At 71.9% G+C, this 19,507-nt stretch carries 10 protein-coding genes; 9 read left to right on the top strand and 1 reads right to left on the bottom strand.

The features are described from left to right. Positions 1 to 37 precede the first annotated feature (37 nt). The 5 genes from glgX to TR46_RS02215 all read left to right on the top strand — a co-directional run bounded on the left by glgX (position 38) and on the right by TR46_RS02215 (position 7,622). Positions 38 to 2,278: a glycogen debranching protein GlgX gene (gene glgX, locus TR46_RS02195; protein ID WP_063770508.1), complete on the top strand. Its 2,241-nt coding sequence runs from the start codon at positions 38 to 40 to the stop codon at positions 2,276 to 2,278. A gap of 70 nt (positions 2,279 to 2,348) precedes the next feature. After that, positions 2,349 to 2,882, top strand: coding sequence for a sigma-70 family RNA polymerase sigma factor (locus tag TR46_RS02200; RefSeq protein WP_030262448.1), 534 nt, complete (start codon positions 2,349 to 2,351; stop codon positions 2,880 to 2,882). Then, complete coding sequence (locus tag TR46_RS02205) at positions 2,879 to 3,595, top strand: anti-sigma factor family protein (protein ID WP_042392524.1); 717 nt, start codon at positions 2,879 to 2,881, stop codon at positions 3,593 to 3,595. Before TR46_RS02200 ends, TR46_RS02205 begins: the two co-directional genes overlap by 4 nt. Before the next feature lie 260 nt (positions 3,596 to 3,855). Beyond that, positions 3,856 to 5,652, top strand: a complete 1,797-nt coding sequence (locus TR46_RS02210; protein WP_042392525.1) for an ABC transporter ATP-binding protein — start codon at positions 3,856 to 3,858, stop codon at positions 5,650 to 5,652. Beyond that, positions 5,649 to 7,622: an ABC transporter ATP-binding protein gene (locus tag TR46_RS02215; RefSeq protein ID WP_084717763.1), complete on the top strand. Its 1,974-nt coding sequence runs from the start codon at positions 5,649 to 5,651 to the stop codon at positions 7,620 to 7,622. The genes TR46_RS02210 and TR46_RS02215 overlap by 4 nt, the downstream gene beginning before the upstream one ends. Positions 7,623 to 7,740: 118 nt before the next feature. Here TR46_RS02215 and glgP read toward each other — a convergent pair whose 3' ends face one another. Next, the gene (gene glgP, locus TR46_RS02220; protein ID WP_042392527.1) at positions 7,741 to 10,455 is read right to left on the bottom strand and encodes an alpha-glucan family phosphorylase; all 2,715 of its coding nucleotides are present in this window, start codon (positions 10,453 to 10,455) and stop codon (positions 7,741 to 7,743) included. 1,081 nt (positions 10,456 to 11,536) lie between these two features. On the opposite strand from glgP, the gene TR46_RS02230 reads away from it, so the two are divergent. From TR46_RS02230 to glgB, 4 genes are all read left to right on the top strand, one after another. Beyond that, complete coding sequence (locus TR46_RS02230; RefSeq protein ID WP_042392532.1) at positions 11,537 to 13,498, top strand: alpha-1,4-glucan--maltose-1-phosphate maltosyltransferase; 1,962 nt, start codon at positions 11,537 to 11,539, stop codon at positions 13,496 to 13,498. Beyond that, positions 13,495 to 15,207, top strand: a complete 1,713-nt coding sequence (gene treS, locus TR46_RS02235; RefSeq protein ID WP_042392535.1) for a maltose alpha-D-glucosyltransferase — start codon at positions 13,495 to 13,497, stop codon at positions 15,205 to 15,207. The genes TR46_RS02230 and treS overlap by 4 nt, the downstream gene beginning before the upstream one ends. Positions 15,208 to 15,444: 237 nt before the next feature. Then, positions 15,445 to 17,097 carry a maltokinase N-terminal cap-like domain-containing protein gene (locus tag TR46_RS02240; RefSeq protein ID WP_042392538.1) on the top strand — a complete coding sequence of 551 codons (1,653 nt, stop codon included), beginning with the start codon at positions 15,445 to 15,447 and terminating at the stop codon, positions 17,095 to 17,097. A gap of 85 nt (positions 17,098 to 17,182) precedes the next feature. Next, positions 17,183 to 19,498 carry a 1,4-alpha-glucan branching protein GlgB gene (gene glgB, locus TR46_RS02245; protein ID WP_439654330.1) on the top strand — a complete coding sequence of 772 codons (2,316 nt, stop codon included), beginning with the start codon at positions 17,183 to 17,185 and terminating at the stop codon, positions 19,496 to 19,498. The last annotated feature ends 9 nt before the right edge of the window (positions 19,499 to 19,507 follow it).

The following is a 19,507-nucleotide window of genomic DNA, read 5'->3' on the forward strand; positions in this document are numbered from 1 at the left end:
GGTAGCACCGGGACAGCAGGCCCCGCCGGCGGAGCGGCTGCCGGCCGCCGGGGCGCCGGCCGGCGCGACCCGGCCGGCCGAGGCGTGGCCGGGGAGCTGGCAGCCGCTGGGGGCCCGCTTCCACATCGGCCCGGACGGCCGCCCCGGCACCAACTTCGCCCTCTGGGCGGCCGGGGCCGAGGCGGTGGAGCTCTGCCTCTTCGACGAGGAGGACCGGGAGACCCGCTACCCGCTGCACGAGCAGACCTTCCAGACCTGGCACGGCCACCTGCCCGGGGTGCTGCCGGGACAGCGCTACGGCTTCCGGGTGCACGGCCGCTGGGACCCCTGGACCGGCGCCCGCTGGAACCCGGCGAAGCTGCTGCTGGACCCGTACGCCCGAGCGGTCGACGGCACGTTCCGGCTGCACGACGCCATGTACGGGCACGTCCGCGGCTGGCCCGAGCGCGAGGTCGCCGACACGGTCAGGGACAACCGCGACTCGGCCCCGTACATGCCCAAGTCCGTGGTGGTCCACGATGACGACGACTGGTCCGACGACCGCCGGCCGAAGACCGCGTGGGCCGACACCGTCCTCTACGAACTGCACGTCAAGGGCTTCACCCAGCGGCATCCCGGCATCCCCGAGGAGCTCCGGGGCACCTACGCGGGCCTGGCCCACCCGGCCGCGATCGAGCACCTGACCCGGCTCGGGGTGACCGCCGTCGAACTGCTGCCGGTGCACCAGTTCGCCGACGAGGAGCATCTGCAGCGGCGCGGCGCCGGGAACTACTGGGGCTACAACTCCATCGCCTTCTTCGCCCCGCACGCCGGCTACTCCGCGTCCGGCAGCAGGGGCCAGCAGGTCACCGAGTTCAAGCGGATGGTGCGGGCGCTGCACGCGGCCGGGATCGAGGTGATCCTGGACGTGGTCTACAACCACACCGCCGAGGGCGGCGAGGGCGGTCCCACCCTGTCGCTGCGCGGTGTCGACAACGCCGGCTACTACCGGCTGCAGCCGCACAACCGCCGGGCCTACGCCGACTTCACCGGCTGCGGCAACACCCTGGACAGCAACCAGCCGCAAGTGCTGCGGTTGATCACGGACTCGCTGCGGTACTGGGTGGCCGAGATGGGCGTGGACGGCTTCCGGTTCGACCTGGCCGCCGCGCTGGCCCGCTACCCGTTCGAGGTGTCGATGCTGGCGCCGTTCCTGTCCGCGGTGTCGCAGGACCCCCTGCTGAGCCGGGTGAAGCTGATCGCCGAGCCCTGGGACGTGGGTCTGGGCGGCTACCAGGTCGGCGGCTTCCCACCGCTGTGGACGGAGTGGAACGACCGCTTCCGGGACACCGTCCGCGACTACTGGCGCGGCGCCCGGCCGGACGTCCGGGAGCTGGGCTACCGGCTGGCCGGCTCGTCCGACCTCTACCAGCAGGGTGGGCGCCGGCCCTACGCCTCGGTGAACTTCGTCACCGCGCACGACGGCTTCACCCTCCGCGACCTGGTCTCCTACAACGGCAAGCACAACCAGGCCAACGGCGAGGACAACCGGGACGGCACCGACGACAACCGCTCCTGGAACTGCGGAGTGGAGGGCGAGACGGAATCGCCGCAGGTCAACGCGTTGCGCCGACGGCAGCTGCGGAATCTCACGGCGACCCTGCTGCTCTCCACCGGGGTGCCCATGCTGGTGGCCGGCGACGAGATGGGGCGCACCCAGGGGGGCAACAACAACGCCTACTGCCAGGACAACCCGACCAGCTGGATGGACTGGTCGCTGCTGCGGGACCGCCCGGAGGGGACCGTGCCCGCCGGGGAGGCGGGCTGGCGGCCGCTGACCGATCTCACCGCGCGGTTGATCCGGCTGCGCCGGTCGCATCCGGTGCTGCGCCAGCGCGCGTTCTTCTCCGGGCGCCCGGCGCATCCCGGCGGGCTGCGCGACCTCACCTGGTTCACCGCGCGGGGGCGCGAGATGACCGAGGCCGACTGGTACACCCCCGGCGCCACCCTGGGGATGTACCTGGCCGGGGACGAGATGTCCGAGCGCGACCAGCTCGGCCGCGAGCTGACCGACGACAGCTTTCTGCTGCTGCTGCACGCCGACCACCGGCCGACCAAGTTCCTGCTGCCGGGGCCGCCCTGGGGCGAGGCGTACGAGGCGGTGGTCGACACCTCGCTGGAGGACCAGGCCGAGGCGCCCGGCCACCGCTACGAGGCGGGCACCGGGCTCACCGTCCCCGGGCGGACACTGCTGCTGCTGCGGATCTGCGGGCCGTCCGAGCGGTCCGGAACGGATTGATCCCGCACTGATCCCGTATTGATCCTGCCGGAGCTTGAACCCTTCCCGCAGGTGGTGCGTACTGGAAGGCGTGGACCACTCGCAGGCGCGCGACTCGGAGTTCGTGCGCTCCCTCTACTCCCGGTACGGGCGCTCGGTGCTCGGCCGGGTGCTGGGGCTGGTCCACGGCGACTACCAGCGGGCGGAGGACATCGTGCAGGAGACCTTCCTGCGCGCCTGGCAGCACCAGGACTCGCTCGACCCGGACCGGGCCGGGCCCTGGCTGCACACCGTCGCCCACAACCTGGTGGTCTCCGCCTACCGGAAGATCAAGGCCCGGCCGGCCGAGTCGCCCTTACCTGAGGACGAGGGCGGCGAGTGGGCCAAGGGCGACGGGGACCTGGAACTCGACCGGATGCTGGAGCGCTGGCAGATGCTGGAGGCCATGCGCGGTCTGCGTCCCGAGCACCGGGCCGTGCTCATCGAGGTCTACTACCTGCGCCGCACCGTGGCTGAGACGGCGGAGCACCTGGGGGTGCCGGTCGGCACCGTCAAATCGCGCTGTTACTACGGGCTGCGGGCCCTGCGGAACGTACTGGAGGAGAGAGGGGTGACATCCCGATGACGACGCCGTGTCAGGAGAGCGTCTCGCTCGGCGCTTATCTGCTCGGGGCCCTCGAACCCGAGGAGCGCAGGGCGCTGGAGCAGCACATCGCCGGCTGCGAGCACTGCCGTGCCGAACTGGTGGAGCTGGCCCCGCTGCCGGGGCTGATGCGGCACACCGCGTTCGACGAACTGCCGGAGTCGGCGCAGGTCGCCGAGTCGCTGAGCCCGGCGCGGGAGCAGCGGGAGCCGCACGGGCAGACCGGTTCGGCGGAGTTGCGGCCGCTGCCGGTCCCGGCCCAGCACCGCCGGCGCAACCGGGGGCGTGCGGCCCTGGCCGCAGGCCTCGCGCTGGCGGCGTGCGCCGCGGGCGTGGGTGTGTACGCGGCGGTGGACCACGGCAGCGGCGGCAGGGCGACGCCGACCGTGCAGGCCGCGGCGACCTGGGGCGCGACCGACCCGACCACGCATGTGTCGGCGACCGCCGCGCTCTTCCCGGAGGCCTGGGGCACCCAGTTCGAGCTGAAGCTGGGCGGGCTGCCGACCGACATCACCTGCCACCTGGTGGTGCACGGGAAGGGCGGGCTCAGCGAGACCGCCGGCACCTGGGGTTCGGGCTACGCGCCGGCGGCCCAGGTACCCGCGTCCACCTCGATCAGCCCCGCGCAGATAACCGGCCTGGACGTGGTGGACGGAACCGGGACGCTGCTGGTGCACCTGCCCGCCGGGCAGTGACCTGAAGGGCCGTCGAACTCCCCTGGCGGCAGGGGAGTTCGACGGCTGTCCGGACGGCGCGGCGGACCGGTGGGCGACCGGGCGGGCCCGGCGTACCCCGGTAAAAACCAGATGAGGATTGTCAGTGGTGGGCCGTACGCTCACACACGATGTCCAGTGCCTCCTCCCCCGTGCCCCAACCGCAGGCGCCACCAGCGCCGTCGCTACCGGAATCCACAGCTCCGGCCACCCCGGACGCCGACAGACCGGACCCTGCCGCCATGACCGAGCCGCCCACGCCCGCCCACTCACCCAAGCGTTCGACCGTGCGCTCACTGCTGCGCATCTGGCCGTACGCCCGCCCGATCCGCTGGTACCTGGCCGGCTCGACCGCCTCGGCGATGGTGGCCTCACTGGCCGGCCTGCTGATCCCGCTCGTACTGAAGCAGATCGTGGACGGACCGGTGTCGAAGCACGACTCGTCCGGACTGTGGTGGCCCGCCGCGCTGCTGCTGGTCCTCGGGCTGGCCGAGGCGCTGTTCTTCGGGCTGCGCCGGTGGATGCTGGCCAGGCCGCTCTCCGGGGTCGAGCGCACCATGCGGGCCGACCTCTACGCCCGGCTGCAGCGGCTGCCGGTGACCTTCCACGACCGCTGGGCCTCCGGGCAGCTGCTGTCCAGGGCCACCTCGGACATGTTCACCATCCGGCTCTTCCTGGCCTTCCCGCTGGTGTTCCTGATCGTCAACTCGATGGTCTTCCTGGTCGGGATCGCCATCATGTTCGCCCTCGACTGGCAGCTCGCGGTGATCGCGGTGCTTCCGGCCGCACCGCTGATCATGCTGTGCTCCTACTTCGAGCGGCGCTACTCGGCCGCGGCCCGGCTCGCCCAGGACCAGAACGGCGACCTGGCCACCATCGTCGAGGAGTCGGTGCTGGGCATCCGCATCCTCAAGGCCTTCGGCCGGCACCGGACCATGGCCCAGCGCTTCCGCGCCCAGGCCCGTGAGCTCCGGGGCACCGAGCTGAACAAGGCCCGGCTGCTGGCCAACCTGTGGGCGGTCATCGTCGGCCTGCCCGAGCTGGCGCTGGGCACCGCGCTGGCGGTGGGCGTGGTCCAGGTCGCCCACGACACCACCACGGCGGGGACGCTGGTGGCCTTCCTCTCCACCGCGCTGGCGCTGCGCTGGCCGGTGGAGTCGCTGGGCTGGCTGCTGGCCTACAGCAACGAGGCGGCGACGGCCACGGACCGCTTCTTCGAGGTGCTGGACGCCCCGCTCGCCGATGCGGACGACGTCGTCACGGCCACCGGTCCCGACTCCCGTCCCGACTCCGACATACGCGACGGCATCCGCTTCGAGGGCGTGCGCTTCCGCTACCCGGACGCGCCGGCCGACACCCCGGACCTGCTCCAGGGCGTGGACCTGCACATCCGCCACGGCGAGACGATGGCGCTGGTGGGCACTACCGGCAGCGGCAAGACCAGCATGACGGCGCTGCTCCCCCGGCTCTACGACCCGAGCGCCGGCCGGATCACCCTGGACGGCGCCGACATCACCGCGCTGTCCAGGGGCAGGCTGCGCGAGCTGGTCTCGGTGGCGTTCGAGGAGCCCACCCTGTTCTCCGCCTCGGTGCGGGAGAACGTGCTGATGGGAGCCCCGGACGCGGACGACGCGGCGCTGCAGCGGGCGCTGGACGTCGCCCAGGCGCAGTTCGTCAGAGCGCTCCCGCAGGGTGTCGACACCCAGGTCGGCGAGCAGGGACTGAGCCTGTCCGGCGGCCAGCGGCAGCGGCTGGCGCTGGCGCGCGCGGTGGTCGGCGCACCCGACTTCCTGGTGCTGGACGACCCGCTGTCGGCGCTGGACGTGCACACCGAGGCACTGGTGGAGCAGGCCCTGCGGCGGGTGCTGGCCGGCACCACGGCCCTGGTCGTGGCCCACCGGCCGAGCACGGTGCTGCTCGCCGACCGGGTCGCGATGCTGGTCGACGGGCGGATCGCGGCCGTCGGCACGCACCACGAGCTGCTGGAGACCTCGCCCGCCTACCGCGAGCTGATGTCCGGTGAGCGGGTGCCGGCATGAACGACACCGGCACCGTCCTCGCCGGACCCCGACCGACCGCCCGCCATTCCAACGATCCGGAGGCCGCAGTGGAAGCGGAGACGCTCGACGAAGCCACCCTCGTCGAGGAGCAGGAGCAGCTGTCGGGCGCGGACCAGCCCCTGACCGAGCCCGAGCCGCCCGCGGCCGTCGCCGAGGGCGAGGACATCCCGGTCCCGCCGGGCGCGCCCCGGGCGCTGCTGCGCTCGCTGATGGGTCCGCACCGCAAGCGGATCGTGCTCGCGGTGCTGATGATCGTGTTCCAGCAGGCCGCCCTGCAGGTGGGTCCGCTGCTGGTGTCCGTCGCCATCGACCGGGGCATCCCGGCACTGCGCGGCCACGACGCCGGGCCGCTGATCGCCGTCACCGCCGGGTACCTGGGCTGCGCCGCCGTGGCGACGCTGCTGCAGCGCTGGTTCATCAGGCTGTCCGGGCTGATCAACCAGGACATCCTGCTGGACATGCGCCGGCGCATCTTCCGCCATGCCCAGCTGCTCAGCCTGGACTTCCACGAGCGCTACACCTCGGGCCGGATCATCTCCCGGGCCACCAGCGATGTGGACGCCGTGCGGGAGCTGCTCAACGAGGGCCTGCAGGAACTGCTCTCGGTGGCCCTGCAGATCGTCTACATCAGCGGCCTGCTGCTGGTCCTCGACTGGCGGCTGGGGCTGGTGTCGGTCGCCTCGGCCGTCCCGGTCTTCCTGCTGCAGCGCTCCTACCGGCTCCGTTCCAAGAACATCTACCGGCGCTCCAGGACCGCCGTGGCCACGGTGATCGTCCGCTTCACCGAGACCATGAACGGCATCCGCCCGGTCCAGGCGTTCCGCCGCGAGGAGGCCAACGACGCCTCCTTCGGCGTGCCCAACGCCGAGTACGCGAAGTCCAACGCCGACAGCATGATCTCGATGGCGCGCTTCGTCTGCTCGGCCCGGGTCACCGCCAATGTGTGGATCATCGGTGTGGTGCTCTGGGGCGCCTACCTGGTCGCCGGCCGGGAGCTGGAACTCGGTGTGCTGGCCGCCTTCGTGCTGTACCTGCGGCGGCTGTTCGACCCGATCGACCAGCTGGCGATGTTCGTCAACGGCTACCAGTCGGCGGCGGCGGCCCTGGAGAAGATCGCGGGCCTGCTGGCCCATGAGCCCTCGGTGCCGGAGCCGGTCGAGGCGGTTCCGCTGCCGGAGACTCCGGAGCACGCCCGCCCGGGCGCCACCACCGGCGGCCGCGAGATCCTCTTCGACCGGGTCGGCTTCTCCTACCGGACCGGCAAGCAGGTGCTCCCGGAGTTCTCGCTGCGGATACCGGCCGGCCAGAGCGTCGCCGTCGTCGGTGCCACCGGCGCCGGCAAGTCGACGCTGGCCAAACTGCTGGCCCGGTTCTACGACCCGACCGGCGGCCGGGTGCTGCTGGACGGCGTGGACCTGCGCGAGCTGGCCACGGCGGAGCTGCGCAAGGGCGTGGTGATGGTGACTCAGGAATCCTTCCTGTTCTCCGGGACGGTCGCCGACAACATCGCCGTCGGACGCCCCGGCGCCGGTCGCGAGGAGGTCGAGGCGGCGGCCAGGGCGATCGGCGCGCACGGCTTCATCAGCGAGCTGCCCGAGGGGTACGACACCGACGTGCGCAAGCGCGGCGGCCGCATCTCGGCAGGCCAGCGCCAGTTGGTGGCCTTCGCCCGGGCCCTGCTCGCCGACCCGGCGGTGCTGATCCTGGACGAGGCGACCTCCTCCCTGGACGTCCCCGGCGAACGCGCCGTCCAGGAGGCCATGCGCACCGTGCTGGCCGGCCGCACCGCCGTGATCATCGCCCACCGGCTCTCCACCGTGGAGATCGCCGACCGGGTCCTGGTCATGGAACAGGGCCGCATCGTCGAGGACGGCACCCCCACCGACCTCATCGCCGGCACCGGCCGCTTCAGCCGACTCCACGAGGCCTGGCGCGACAGTCTGGTCTGACCGGTCCCGTGATCGCGGCAAGCAGTGCGCACCCCCCGGCCGAACGGCCGGGGGGTGCGCTTCGGGCCCCCGGCTCGGCGCGCACCCGCGCCGGAGGCCCGTACCTGCTGACGTCCGATCAGCGCAGCAGCCCCGAGTCCATCCCGCCGGTCTCGGCCGGGACGGCGATCAGGCCCAGCTCCGCGCTGGAGGCGAGCAGCCGGTGCGCGGGGAGGATGCGGACGGTGTAGCCGAAGGGTCCGGTGCGGCCCAGCTCCAGCGGTCCCTCGTAGCGCCAGCGGCCGTCCACGTCGGCGCGGTCGGCGGCCTTCAGCGAGACCGCGGTGGCGTCCGTGATCCGGTCGGCGTCGTCCACCCGTCCCGACACGACCTGGACGTCGACGTCGGAGGGGTCCAGGCCGTCGAGGGACACATGCACCCGCAGCGCCAGGGTCGTCCCCAGCTCCGCGGAGTCGGCGCTGTCGGCGGTCTCGCCGTGGTCGACGCCCACGCCCGGCCAGGCCGCCCTGACCCGGGCCTTCCACGCCGCCAGCTCCCGCGCGCCCTCGTAGCTGCCGTCCTGGGCCAGCATCCGCCTGGCCTCGGCGGCCGGGGTGTAGAGCCGCTCGACGTACTCGCGGACCATCCGCCCGGCCAGCACCTTGGGGCCGAGGGTGATCAGGGTGTGCCGGACCATCTCGATCCAGCGGGACGGCAGGCCGTCCCCGCCCCGGTCGTAGTAGCGCTGGGCCACCTGGTGCTCGATCAGGTCGTAGAGCCCGGCGGCCTCGATGTCGTCCCGGCGGTCCGCCTCCGGCCCGTCCGGGTCCATGCTCCCACTGTGCAGATCCCCGTTGGCCTCGGCGGTGGGGATCGCCCACCCGTTGGAGCCGTCGTACCACTCGTCCCACCAGCCGTCGAGCACCGAGAGGTTCAGCCCGCCGTTGAGCGCGGACTTCATCCCCGAGGTGCCGCAGGCCTCCAGCGGGCGCAGCGGGTTGTTCAGCCAGACGTCGCAGCCCGGGTAGAGCGCTGAAGCCATGTCCATGTCGTAGTCCGGCAGGAAGACGATCCGGTGCCGCACCGCCGGGTCGTCGGCGAACTGCACCATCTTCTGGATCAGCCGCTTGCCCCCGTCGTCGGCGGGGTGCGCCTTGCCGGCCACCACGATCTGGATCGGGTGGGTCGGGTGCAGCAGCAGCGCCCGCAGCCGCTGCGGGTCGCGCAGCATCAGCGTCAGCCGCTTGTACGAGGGCACCCGGCGGGCGAAGCCGATGGTCAGCACGTCCGGATCGAGTATTCCGGCGACCCAACCGAGCTCCGCCTCGGAGGCGCCGCGCTGCCGCCAGGAGGCGCGGACCCGCTCGCGCGCCTCGTCCACCAGCTGCTCCCGGAGCCGGCGCCGCAGCTCCCAGATCTCCTGGTCGGTGATGCGCTCGATGCCGTGCCAGCGGCGCGACTCGCCGACCATCATGGCTTCCTCGGTGCGTTCGGCGCCGATCTCCTTCGAGCCCAGCCGCACCACCTCGGGGTCGATCCAGGTGGGGGCGTGCACGCCGTTGGTGACCGAGGTGATCGGCACCTCCTCGGCGTCGAATCCCGGCCAGAGTCCGTTGAACATCTCCCGGCTGACCTTGCCATGCAGGGTGCTGACGCCGTTGGCCCGCTGGGCCAGGCGCAGCCCCATCGCGGCCATGTTGAACAGGGCGGGGTCGCCGCCCGGCCAGCCCTCGGTGCCGAGCGCGAGCACCCGCTCGACCGGCACCCCTTCCAGCTGGGCGTCACCGCTGAAGTGACGTTGCACCAGCTGGCGGTCGAAGCGGTCGATCCCGGCCGGGACCGGGGTGTGGGTGGTGAACAGGGTGCCCGCGCGGACGGCCTCCAGCGCGGTGTCGAAGTCCAGCGCCCCGGCCTTCCCGGGGGCCCAGTCGGCGCCTGCCGCCCCGACCGTCACCAGCTCCCGGATCCGCTCCACCCCGAGGAAGCCGGCGTGGCCCTCGTTGGTGTGGAACACCTCGGGCTCGACGTGCCCGGTGAGCCGGCAGAAGGCGCGGACCGCCCGCACCCCGCCGATGCCGAGCAGCATCTCCTGGAGCAGCCGGTGCTCGCTCCCGCCCCCGTAGAGCCGGTCGGTGACGTCGCGTTCGGAGGCGGCGTTCTCCTCGATGTCGGAGTCGAGCATCAGCAGCGGCACCCGCCCCACCTGGGCCTTCCAGATGCGGGCGTGCAGCCGCCGGCCGCCGGGCAGGTCCAGGGTGACGGTGGCGGGGCTGCCGTCGGCCTCACGCAGTTGGCTGACGGCGAGTTCATTGGGGTCCAGCAGCGGGTAGCGCTCCTGCTGCCAGCCGTCCTTGGACAGCGACTGGCGGAAGTAGCCGTGGCGGTAGAGCAGGCCCACCCCGATGACGGGGACGCCCAGGTCGCTGGCGGCCTTGAGGTGGTCGCCGGCCAGGATGCCGAGGCCGCCGGAGTACTGCGGGAGGGTCGCGGTGATGCCGAACTCGGGCGAGAAGTAGGCGATGGCGGCGGGCAGGCCGGGCGGGTTCGGCAGGGCGAGCTGCTGCTGGTACCAGCGCGGTTCGTTCAGGTAGTCGTTCAGGTCGGCGGCGGCGTCGCCGAGTCGGCGGCAGAAGCGCCGGTCGGCGGCGAGGGCGCTGAGTCGCTGCGGGGACACCTGGCCCAGCAACCGCACCGGGTCGCGGCCTGCGGCCTCCCAGGTCTCCGGGTCCACCTCGCGAAACAGCTCGCGGGTGTCCGGATGCCAGGACCAGCGCAGATTGAGCGCCAATTCGCCGAGGGCTCGGAGGGGTTCGGGCAGGACGGTGCGGACTGTGAAACGTCGGATTGCCTTCACCCAAGCGAAGATAGCGCGAGGCGGGGTGGCTTGCGAAGCCACTCCCGGAGGCCGCGGAACGCGCTCGGCGCGCTCCGGTGGAGTAATCGGGCCGGAGTTCACCCGGACGGCGGATTGGCGCACAACGGCGCAGGTGAGCGCACGGGGGCGCGCGTTCACACAGCCGAAATCCCTTGGTCGCACGGCCGTCGCACGCACGACCCGCAACCGCCCTCGGACCTGACGAACTGTCGTTCCATCTGGCTGAAAGCTGTGGATACCCGTGCGCAATGGGCCAAGACGGTGCGAGGATCGAGGCAGGTCGAGAGAGTTGACGCAGGGTGCGGCCGGTTCTCTGCGTTTTCCAGCCACAGCTTGTACTCCGCCCTCCGCGTGTCCCCTCCCCCACCTGCTCGTTGTAGGCAGCGGGCCACAAAACCCGTGACGGAACGGGGTGCGTGCGCGCCGGTGCGCGCCCCGGCGCGTACCGGCCGCGGCTGCGGTTACTACCGCATGCCAGGTTGACGGAGAGGACCGGGGGAAGGCTCTCGGGGTCACTCCTTCGGGTCTGGGTCGGGTCAACAATGACGCCGGGTCAACACGACACGCGTCAGCAGCGCCGCCGTCGGCCGTACCAAGGCCGGGGGCGTCCTCGGTGACCCTCCCGACCGGCACAGCCCTCCGGCGCCGACCGGACGCACCCTCCCCTCGGAACCGGGTGCTGATCCGGACGGTCGCCGCCGATCGTGGTCAGGAGCGGGACATGCGGGACGTGCGGGAATCGCACCAGGAGCAGGTGGAGCAGCCGTTGGCCAGCAGTACGACGTCCGCGCCGGAGCCGCGGTTGCCCCGCGGGACCGGCAGCGGCGGTCCCGGCGACACCACCGGCAGCACCGGCACCGCCGGTACCGCCGGTACCGCCGGTACCGGCGAGGACACCAGTACGACCAGCACGACAAGTACCACCAATACGACAAGTCCGACCCGTACCACACGCGCCCCGCGCAGCTCACCATCGGCAAAGCCCCCGAGGGCCGCGCGCGCAGCGAAGACAGCGAAGACCCCGAAGGCCGCGAAGACCGCAGAGGACGAACAGCAGCACATGATCGGCCGAATCCCCGTCCTGGACGTCAGCCCCCGCGTGGACTGCGGCACCCGCCCCGCGAAGTCCGTGGTCGGCGAGCCCTTCGAGGTCAGCGCCACCGTGTTCCGCGAGGGCCACGACGCCGTGGGCGCCAATGTGGTGCTCCGGGATCCCAAGGGCCGCAGCGGACCGTGGACCCCGATGCGCGAACTGGCCCCCGGCACCGACCGCTGGGGCGCCGAGGTGGTCGCCACCGCGCCCGGCCGGTGGACCTTTGCCGTCGAGGCCTGGAGCGATCCACTGGCCACCTGGCGGCACACCGCCGAGATCAAGATCCCGGCCGGCATCGACACCGCGCTGGTCCTGGAGGAGGGCGCACTGCTGCTGGAGCGTGCGGCCCCTGGCGTCCCCAAGAAGGAGGGACGGCCGCTGGTGCTGGCCGCGGCGGTGACCCTGCGTCAGGCCGAGCTGGCCCCGTCCGCCCGGCTGGCGGCTGCGCTGGACCAGGAGCTGACCCGGATCCTGACCCGCTATCCGCTGCGCGAACTGGTGTCCGCCTCCCGTCCCTCTGCCCTGCAGGTGGACCGCGAGCGGGCGCTCTACGGCTCCTGGTACGAGTTCTTCCCCCGCTCCGAGGGCGCGGTGGTGGACCGTCTCGGCCGTCGCGCGCCGGTCTCCGGCACCCTGCGCACCGCCGCCGAGCGGCTGCCCGCGGTGGCCGCGATGGGCTTCGACGTGGTCTACCTGCCGCCGATCCACCCGATCGGCCGCGCCTACCGCAAGGGCCCGAACAACACCCTGGAGGCCGGCGCCGACGACGTGGGCTCGCCCTGGGCGATCGGCTCGCCCGAGGGGGGCCATGACGCGGTCCACCCGGACCTGGGCACCATCGAGGACTTCGACGCCTTCGTGGCCCGGGCCGCCGAGCTGGGGATGGAGGTGGCGCTGGACTTCGCGCTGCAGTGCTCCCCGGACCATCCCTGGGTGGAGAAGCACCCCGAGTGGTTCACCACCCGCGCCGACGGCACCATCGCCTACGCCGAGAACCCGCCCAAGAAGTACCAGGACATCTACCCGGTCAACTTCGACCTCGACTTCGACGGCCTGGTCTCCGAGACCCTGCGGCTGCTGCGGCACTGGATGGCGCACGGGGTGCGGATCTTCCGGGTCGACAACCCGCACACCAAGCCGGTCGTTTTCTGGGAGAAGGTGCTGGCGGACATCGCCCGCACCGACCCCGACGTGCTCTTCCTGGCCGAGGCCTTCACCCGGCCCGCGATGATGCACACCCTGGGGAAGATCGGCTTCCACCAGTCCTACACCTACTTCACCTGGCGCACCGGCAAGCAGGAGCTGACCGAGTACCTGACCGAGCTGTCCGGGGAGGCCGCCGCCTACATGCGGCCCAACTTCTTCCCGAGCACCCCGGACATCCTGCACGCCTACCTGCAGCACGGCGGCCGCCCGGCGTTCGCGGTCCGGGCCGTGCTGGCCGCGACGCTGACCCCCAGCATGGGCATCTACGCCGGCTACGAGCTCTATGAGAACGCCCCGGTGCGCCCCGGCTCCGAGGAGTTCCTCGACTCGGAGAAGTACCAGCTCAGGCCGCGCGACTGGACCCGTACCGACACCCTGGCGCCGCTGCTGACCACGCTGAACACGCTGCGCCGAGAGCACCGGTCGCTGCAGCTGCTGCGCAACCTGCGGTTCCACCGCACCGACAACGACCAGATCCTGGCCTACTCCAAGCGGCACGGCGAGGACACCGTGCTGGTGGTGGTCAACCTGGACCCGCACCACGCCCACGAGACCACCCTCTCGCTGGACCTGCCGGCCCTCGGACTCCGTCCGGGCGACCAGGCGGAGGTCCACGACCAGCTCAGCGGCGCGCACTACCGCTGGGGCGTCGACAACTACGTCCGGCTGGACCCCACCCAGCAGCCGGCTCACATCCTCACGGTCCGGAGGGCCGACTCGTGATCGTCAACGAACCCGTACCCGACACCTTCACCGACACCCCGCAGAAGGACCGCGACCCCGACTGGTTCAAGCGTGCGGTGTTCTACGAGGTGCTGGTCCGCTCCTTCCAGGACAGCAACGGGGACGGCGTCGGCGACCTCCGCGGCCTCACCGCCAAGCTGGACTACCTCCAGTGGCTCGGCGTGGACTGCCTGTGGCTGCCGCCCTTCTTCGCCTCGCCGCTGCGCGACGGCGGCTACGACGTGGCGGACTACACCGCCGTGCTGCCCGAGTTCGGCGACCTCGCGGACTTCGTGGAGTTCGTCGACTCCGCGCACCAGCGCGGCATGCGCGTGGTCATCGACTTCGTGATGAACCACACCAGCGACCAGCACCCCTGGTTCCAGGCCTCCCGCAACGACCCGGACGGTCCGTACGGGGACTACTACATGTGGGCGGACGACGACAAGGCCTACGCCGACGCCCGGGTGATCTTCGTCGACACCGAGACCTCCAACTGGACCTTCGACCCGGTCCGCAAGCAGTACTTCTGGCACCGCTTCTTCTCGCACCAGCCCGACCTCAACTTCGAGAACCCGGCCGTCCAGGAGGAGATCCTGGCCGCGCTGCGGTTCTGGCTGGACCTGGGCATCGACGGCTACCGGCTGGACGCCGTACCCTACCTCTACGCCGAGGAGGGCACCAACAGCGAGAACCTGCCCAGGACCCACGAGTTCCTGAGGCGGGTGCGGGCCGAGATCGACGCCAGCTACCCGGACACGGTGCTGCTGGCCGAGGCCAACCAGTGGCCCGAGGACGTCGTCGACTACTTCGGCGACTACTCCAAGGGCGGCGACGAGTGCCACATGGCCTTCCACTTCCCGGTGATGCCGCGGATCTTCATGGCGGTGCGGCGCGAGTCCCGCTACCCGGTCGCGGAGATCCTGGCGAAGACCCCGAAGATCCCCGACAACTGCCAGTGGGGCATCTTCCTGCGCAACCACGACGAGCTGACCCTGGAGATGGTCACCGACGAGGAGCGCGACTACATGTACGCGGAGTACGCCAAGGACCCGCGGATGCGGGCGAACGTGGGCATCCGCCGCCGGCTCGCTCCGCTGCTGGACAACGACCGCAACCAGATCGAGCTGTTCACCGCCCTGCTGCTGTCCCTGCCGGGTTCCCCCGTCCTCTACTACGGGGACGAGATCGGCATGGGCGACAACATCTGGCTCGGCGACCGGGACGGGGTCCGCACCCCGATGCAGTGGACCCCGGACCGCAACGCCGGTTTCTCCTCCGCGGACCCGGGCAGGCTCAATCTGCCGACCATCATGGATCCGGTCTACGGCTACCAGGTGACCAATGTCGAGGCGCAGATGAGCAGCACCAGCTCACTGCTCCACTGGACCCGCCGCATGATCGAGATCCGCAAGCTCAACCCGGCTTTCGGCCTGGGCTCGTACGCGGAGCTGCCCTCCAGCAACCCCGCCGTGCTGGCCTTCGTCCGCAAGCTCTCACTGCCCGACGGCGGGGACGACATCGTGATGTGCGTCAACAATTTCTCCCGCTTCGCCCAGCCCACCGAGCTGGACCTGCGGGAGTTCGAGGGACGGCACCCGGTTGAGCTGATCGGCGGGGTCCGCTTCCCCGCGATCGGCCAGCTGCCGTACCTGCTCACGCTGGCCGGCCACGGCTTCTACTGGTTCCGGCTCCGGCGGGCCGAGTAGCCGCCGGAAACCCGTCCCCCCCGACCCTCCTGAGGAGCAGCGCGACCCACAACACACTCGAACGGCGTACTCCGGCACACCGGGGGCGGCCTCCTCGCCCCCGAAAGGCGGTCGGTCCCCGCGTGCCGAAGGCTTCACGCCGTCAGAATCCGGGAGACTGGCAGACCCGGCGGCAGGGCCGCTCCGCTTTCGGCCCGGGTGCCGCCGGGGTTGCCGCGCCCCCGGGGAAAGGGAGATATGTCCGAGACCTCCCGTCCGCGTACGCTCGCCGCCACGACCACCACCACGGCCGCATCCGCCACGGCCGCATCCGCAGCGACCGCATCCGCGGCGACCGCATCCGCAAAGGCCTCCTCGACCGGAGCCCCGGCCGGCACCGGTACGGTCCGCGGCACCGACCTCGACGCCCTGCTCCGCGATGTGCTGCCGCTGCTGCACGACTGGCTGCCGCGGCAGCGCTGGTTCGCCGGCAAGCACCGGCCCATCACCGGCATCTCGCCGGCGACGGTCACCCTGCTCCCCGGCGGCCCCGACGAGCCGCTGCTGCTGCACCTGCTGCTGAGGATCGAGTACTCCTCGGACGAGTCCGACCTCTACCAGCTGCTGCTCGGGGCGGCCCCGAACACCCCGACCGCGGTCGGGGCCGGCTCCGAGCGGGCCCGCGCCGCCGTCATCGGCCGGATCGGCGGCGGCCCCCATGACGGCCTGCTGACCTACGACGCCACCCACCACCCGGCGCTGGCGCTGCGGTTGCTGCGCACCCTGATCGGCGCCGGCGCCACCCGGAGCAACCGGATCGGGCCGCTGGTCTTCCACGCCCCGCACGGCCCCGAACTCACCGATCTGGCCGAGCCCGGCAGCTCGGCCCGGGTCGGCACAGCCGAGCAGAGCAACACCTCGATCGTCTTCGGCGACAGCGCCATCCTCAAGCTGTTCCGCCGGATCACCCCGGGCCTCAACCCCGACCTGGAGCTCTCGCTGGCGCTCAGCCGGGCCGGGTCCGGGCGGGTGCCCACCCCCCTGGCCTGGTTCGAAGGGGACATTCCGAACCTCCCCGGCGAGACCGCCACCCTCGGCCTGCTGCAGCGCTACCTGCTCGGCGGCAAGGACGGCTGGGAGTTCGCCCTCGCCCATGTCAACCGGCTGCGCACCGACCCGGAGTGGCAGGGCAGCCGCGACGGCCACCCCAGCGACCACATCACCGGCAACTTCTCCGCGGAGTCGTTCCTGCTCGGCCGCACCACCGCGGAGGTGCACCTGGCGCTGGCCCGCACCCTGCCGGTGACCGTGCTGGACCGCTCGCAGATCGAGGCGACGGCGGAGGCGATGGCCCTGCGGCTGGACGCCGCCTCACTGGCCGTCCCCGCGCTCGCCCCCTACCGGCTCCCGCTGCGGCGGATCTTCCAGGAGCTGGCCAGGTCGGCCCGCGACGGCAGACTGCTGCGGGCCCAGCGGATCCACGGCGACCTGCACCTGGGCCAGTCGATGCGCACCGCGCGCGGCTGGGCGCTGCTGGACTTCGAGGGCGAGCCGGCCAAGCCGCTGGAGGAGCGGCGCCGGGTCCAGCCCGCGGTCCGCGATGTCGCGGCGATGCTGAGGTCCTTCGACTACGCCGCGGCCCACCTGCTGACCGAGCTCCCCCCGGACGACCCGGAGCTGCCCCGGCTCAGCTCGCTGGCCTCGACCTGGGCGCTGCGCAACCGCGCCGCCTTCTGCGCGGGGTACGCGGCGGCCGGCGCGGAGGACCCCACCGCGGACCCGGTGCTGCTGCAGGCGATGGAGACCGACAAGGCCGTCTACGAGGTGGTCTACGAGGCCGGGAACCGGCCCGAATGGCTGGCCATCCCGATGTCGGCGATCATCCGCCTCGCGCAGGCCGCCCAGAAGTAACAGTCCGTTGATCCCGCTCCCCTAACGTCCCATCAGACCGCCCGCCCACCACCACCGACCCGTCATCCACAGGGAGGAACCGGCCGTGACCAAGTTCGACCCGCCCCGTCCCATCGCCGCCGCCGCAGTCGTCGAGCCGCGAACGGAGGTCGTCCATCAGAGCGGCGCCGCCCAGCAGAGCAGCGCCGTCCACGGGGACGTCCCGCTGCGGGTGACGGACGCGTCGCTGCCCCCCGGGGAGGTGGCGCGGCTGGTGGGCGGTTGGCACCACGACCCGCACGGGGTGCTGGGCGCGCATCCGGTGCCCGGCGGCACCGCGGTGCGGGTGCTGCGGCCGTTGGCGAAGTCGGTGCTGCTGGAGACCGGCGAGGGCGAGCAGTATGCGCTGACGCACCAGCAGGACGGCCTGTTCACGGTGCTGGTGCCGGCCACCGGGCTCGGGGCCTATCGGCTGCGGGTGGCCTACGACGGGGTGGAGGCGGTGCAGGAGGACGGCTACCGGCTGCTGCCCACACTGGGCGAGACGGACCTGCACCTGATCGGCGAGGGCCGGCACGAGCAGTTGTGGGACGTGCTGGGCGCTCATCCGCGCACCGTGCAGGGCGTGGTCGGGACGGCGTTCGCGGTGTGGGCGCCGAACGCGTCGGGGGTGCGGATCATCGGGGACTTCAACGGCTGGAACGGCACCGCGCATCCGATGCGGTCGCTGGGCGGGGCCGGGGTGTGGGAGCTGTTCGTGCCCGGCATCGGGACGGGTACCCGCTACAAGTACGAGATCGCCACCTCCGACGGGCGGCTGCTGCAGAAGGCGGACCCGCTGGCCCAGGCCACCGAGGCGCCGCCGGCCACCGCCTCGGTGGTGCACGCCTCCACCCACACCTGGCACGACCAGGACTGGCTGGACCGCCGCGCGAACGCCACCGTCCACGACCGGCCGATGTCGGTCTACGAGATCCACCTGGCGTCCTGGCGTCCTGGCCTGACCTACCGGCAGCTGGCCGCCGAGCTCCCGGCCTATGTGCGGGACCTGGGCTTCACCCATGTCGAGCTGATGCCGGTCATGGAGCATCCGTTCGGCGGCTCCTGGGGCTACCAGGTCTCCGGGTTCTACGCGCCCACCGCGCGCCTGGGTTCTCCCGACGACTTCAAGTACCTGGTGGACGCCCTGCACGCGGCCGGGGTCGGGGTGATCGTGGACTGGGTGCCGGCGCACTTCCCCAAGGACGACTTCGCGTTGCGCGAGTTCGACGGGCGGCCGCTGTACGAGCCGGCCGACCCGCTGCGCGCCGAGCACCCGGACTGGGGCACCCTGGAGTTCGACTACGGCCGTACCGAGGTGCGCAACTTCCTGGTCGCCAACGCCGTGTTCTGGTGCCAGGAGTACCACGTGGACGGGCTGCGGGTGGACGCGGTGGCCAGCATGCTCTACCTGGACTACTCCCGTGAGGGCGACGCTTGGAGCCCCAACGCGGACGGCGGCCGGGAGAACTGGGACGCGGTGCGGTTCCTGCAGGAGATGAACGCCACCGTCTACCGCCGCTGCCCCGGGGTGGTCACCGTCGCCGAGGAGTCCACCGCCTGGCCCGGCGTCACCCGCGCCACCGAGCACTCCGGGCTGGGGTTCGGGCTGAAGTGGAACATGGGCTGGATGCACGACTCGCTGCAGTACATGAGCCATGAGCCGGTGCACCGCAAGTACCACCACAACGAGATGACCTTCTCGATGGTGTACGCGTACTCGGAGAACTACCTGCTGCCGATCTCCCACGACGAGGTGGTCCACGGCAAGGGGTCGCTGGTGTCCAAGATGCCCGGCGACTGGTGGCAGCAGCGCGCCAACGTGCGCGCCTACCTGGCGTTCATGTGGGCGCATCCGGGCAAGAAACTGGTCTTCATGGGCACCGAGTTCGCCCAGGGCGCCGAGTGGGACCACGACCACGGCCCGCAGTGGTGGGTGCTGGGCGAGGACTGGCCCGCGGCCGCGGACCACCGCGGGGTCCAGGACCTGGTGCGGGACCTGAACCGGATCTACCGCGACGTCCCGGCGATGTGGCAGCTGGACACCGCCCCGGCCGGCTTCTCCTGGATCGACGGCGGCGCCGCCGAGGACAACGTCTTCAGCTTCATCCGCAGCGACACCAGCGGCCGCCCGCTGATCAGCGTCACCAACCTCTCCCCCGTGGTCCGCCACGACTACCGCATCGGCCTGCCCACCGTGCGCGCCGACGTCCGCGACTCGATCTGGCTGGAGGTGCTCAACACCGACGCCGAGGTGTACGGCGGCAGCGGCATCGGCAACCCCGACCCGGTCAAGGCCGAACCCGTCTCCTGGAACGGCCGCGACACCAGCGCCCAGCTCACCCTGCCGCCGCTGGCCACCATCTGGCTCAGCCCGGCCTAGGTGTTGCCC

It is taken from the genome of Streptacidiphilus carbonis, assembly GCF_000787775.1.
GTDB classification, from domain to species: Bacteria; Actinomycetota; Actinomycetes; order Streptomycetales; family Streptomycetaceae; genus Streptacidiphilus; species Streptacidiphilus carbonis.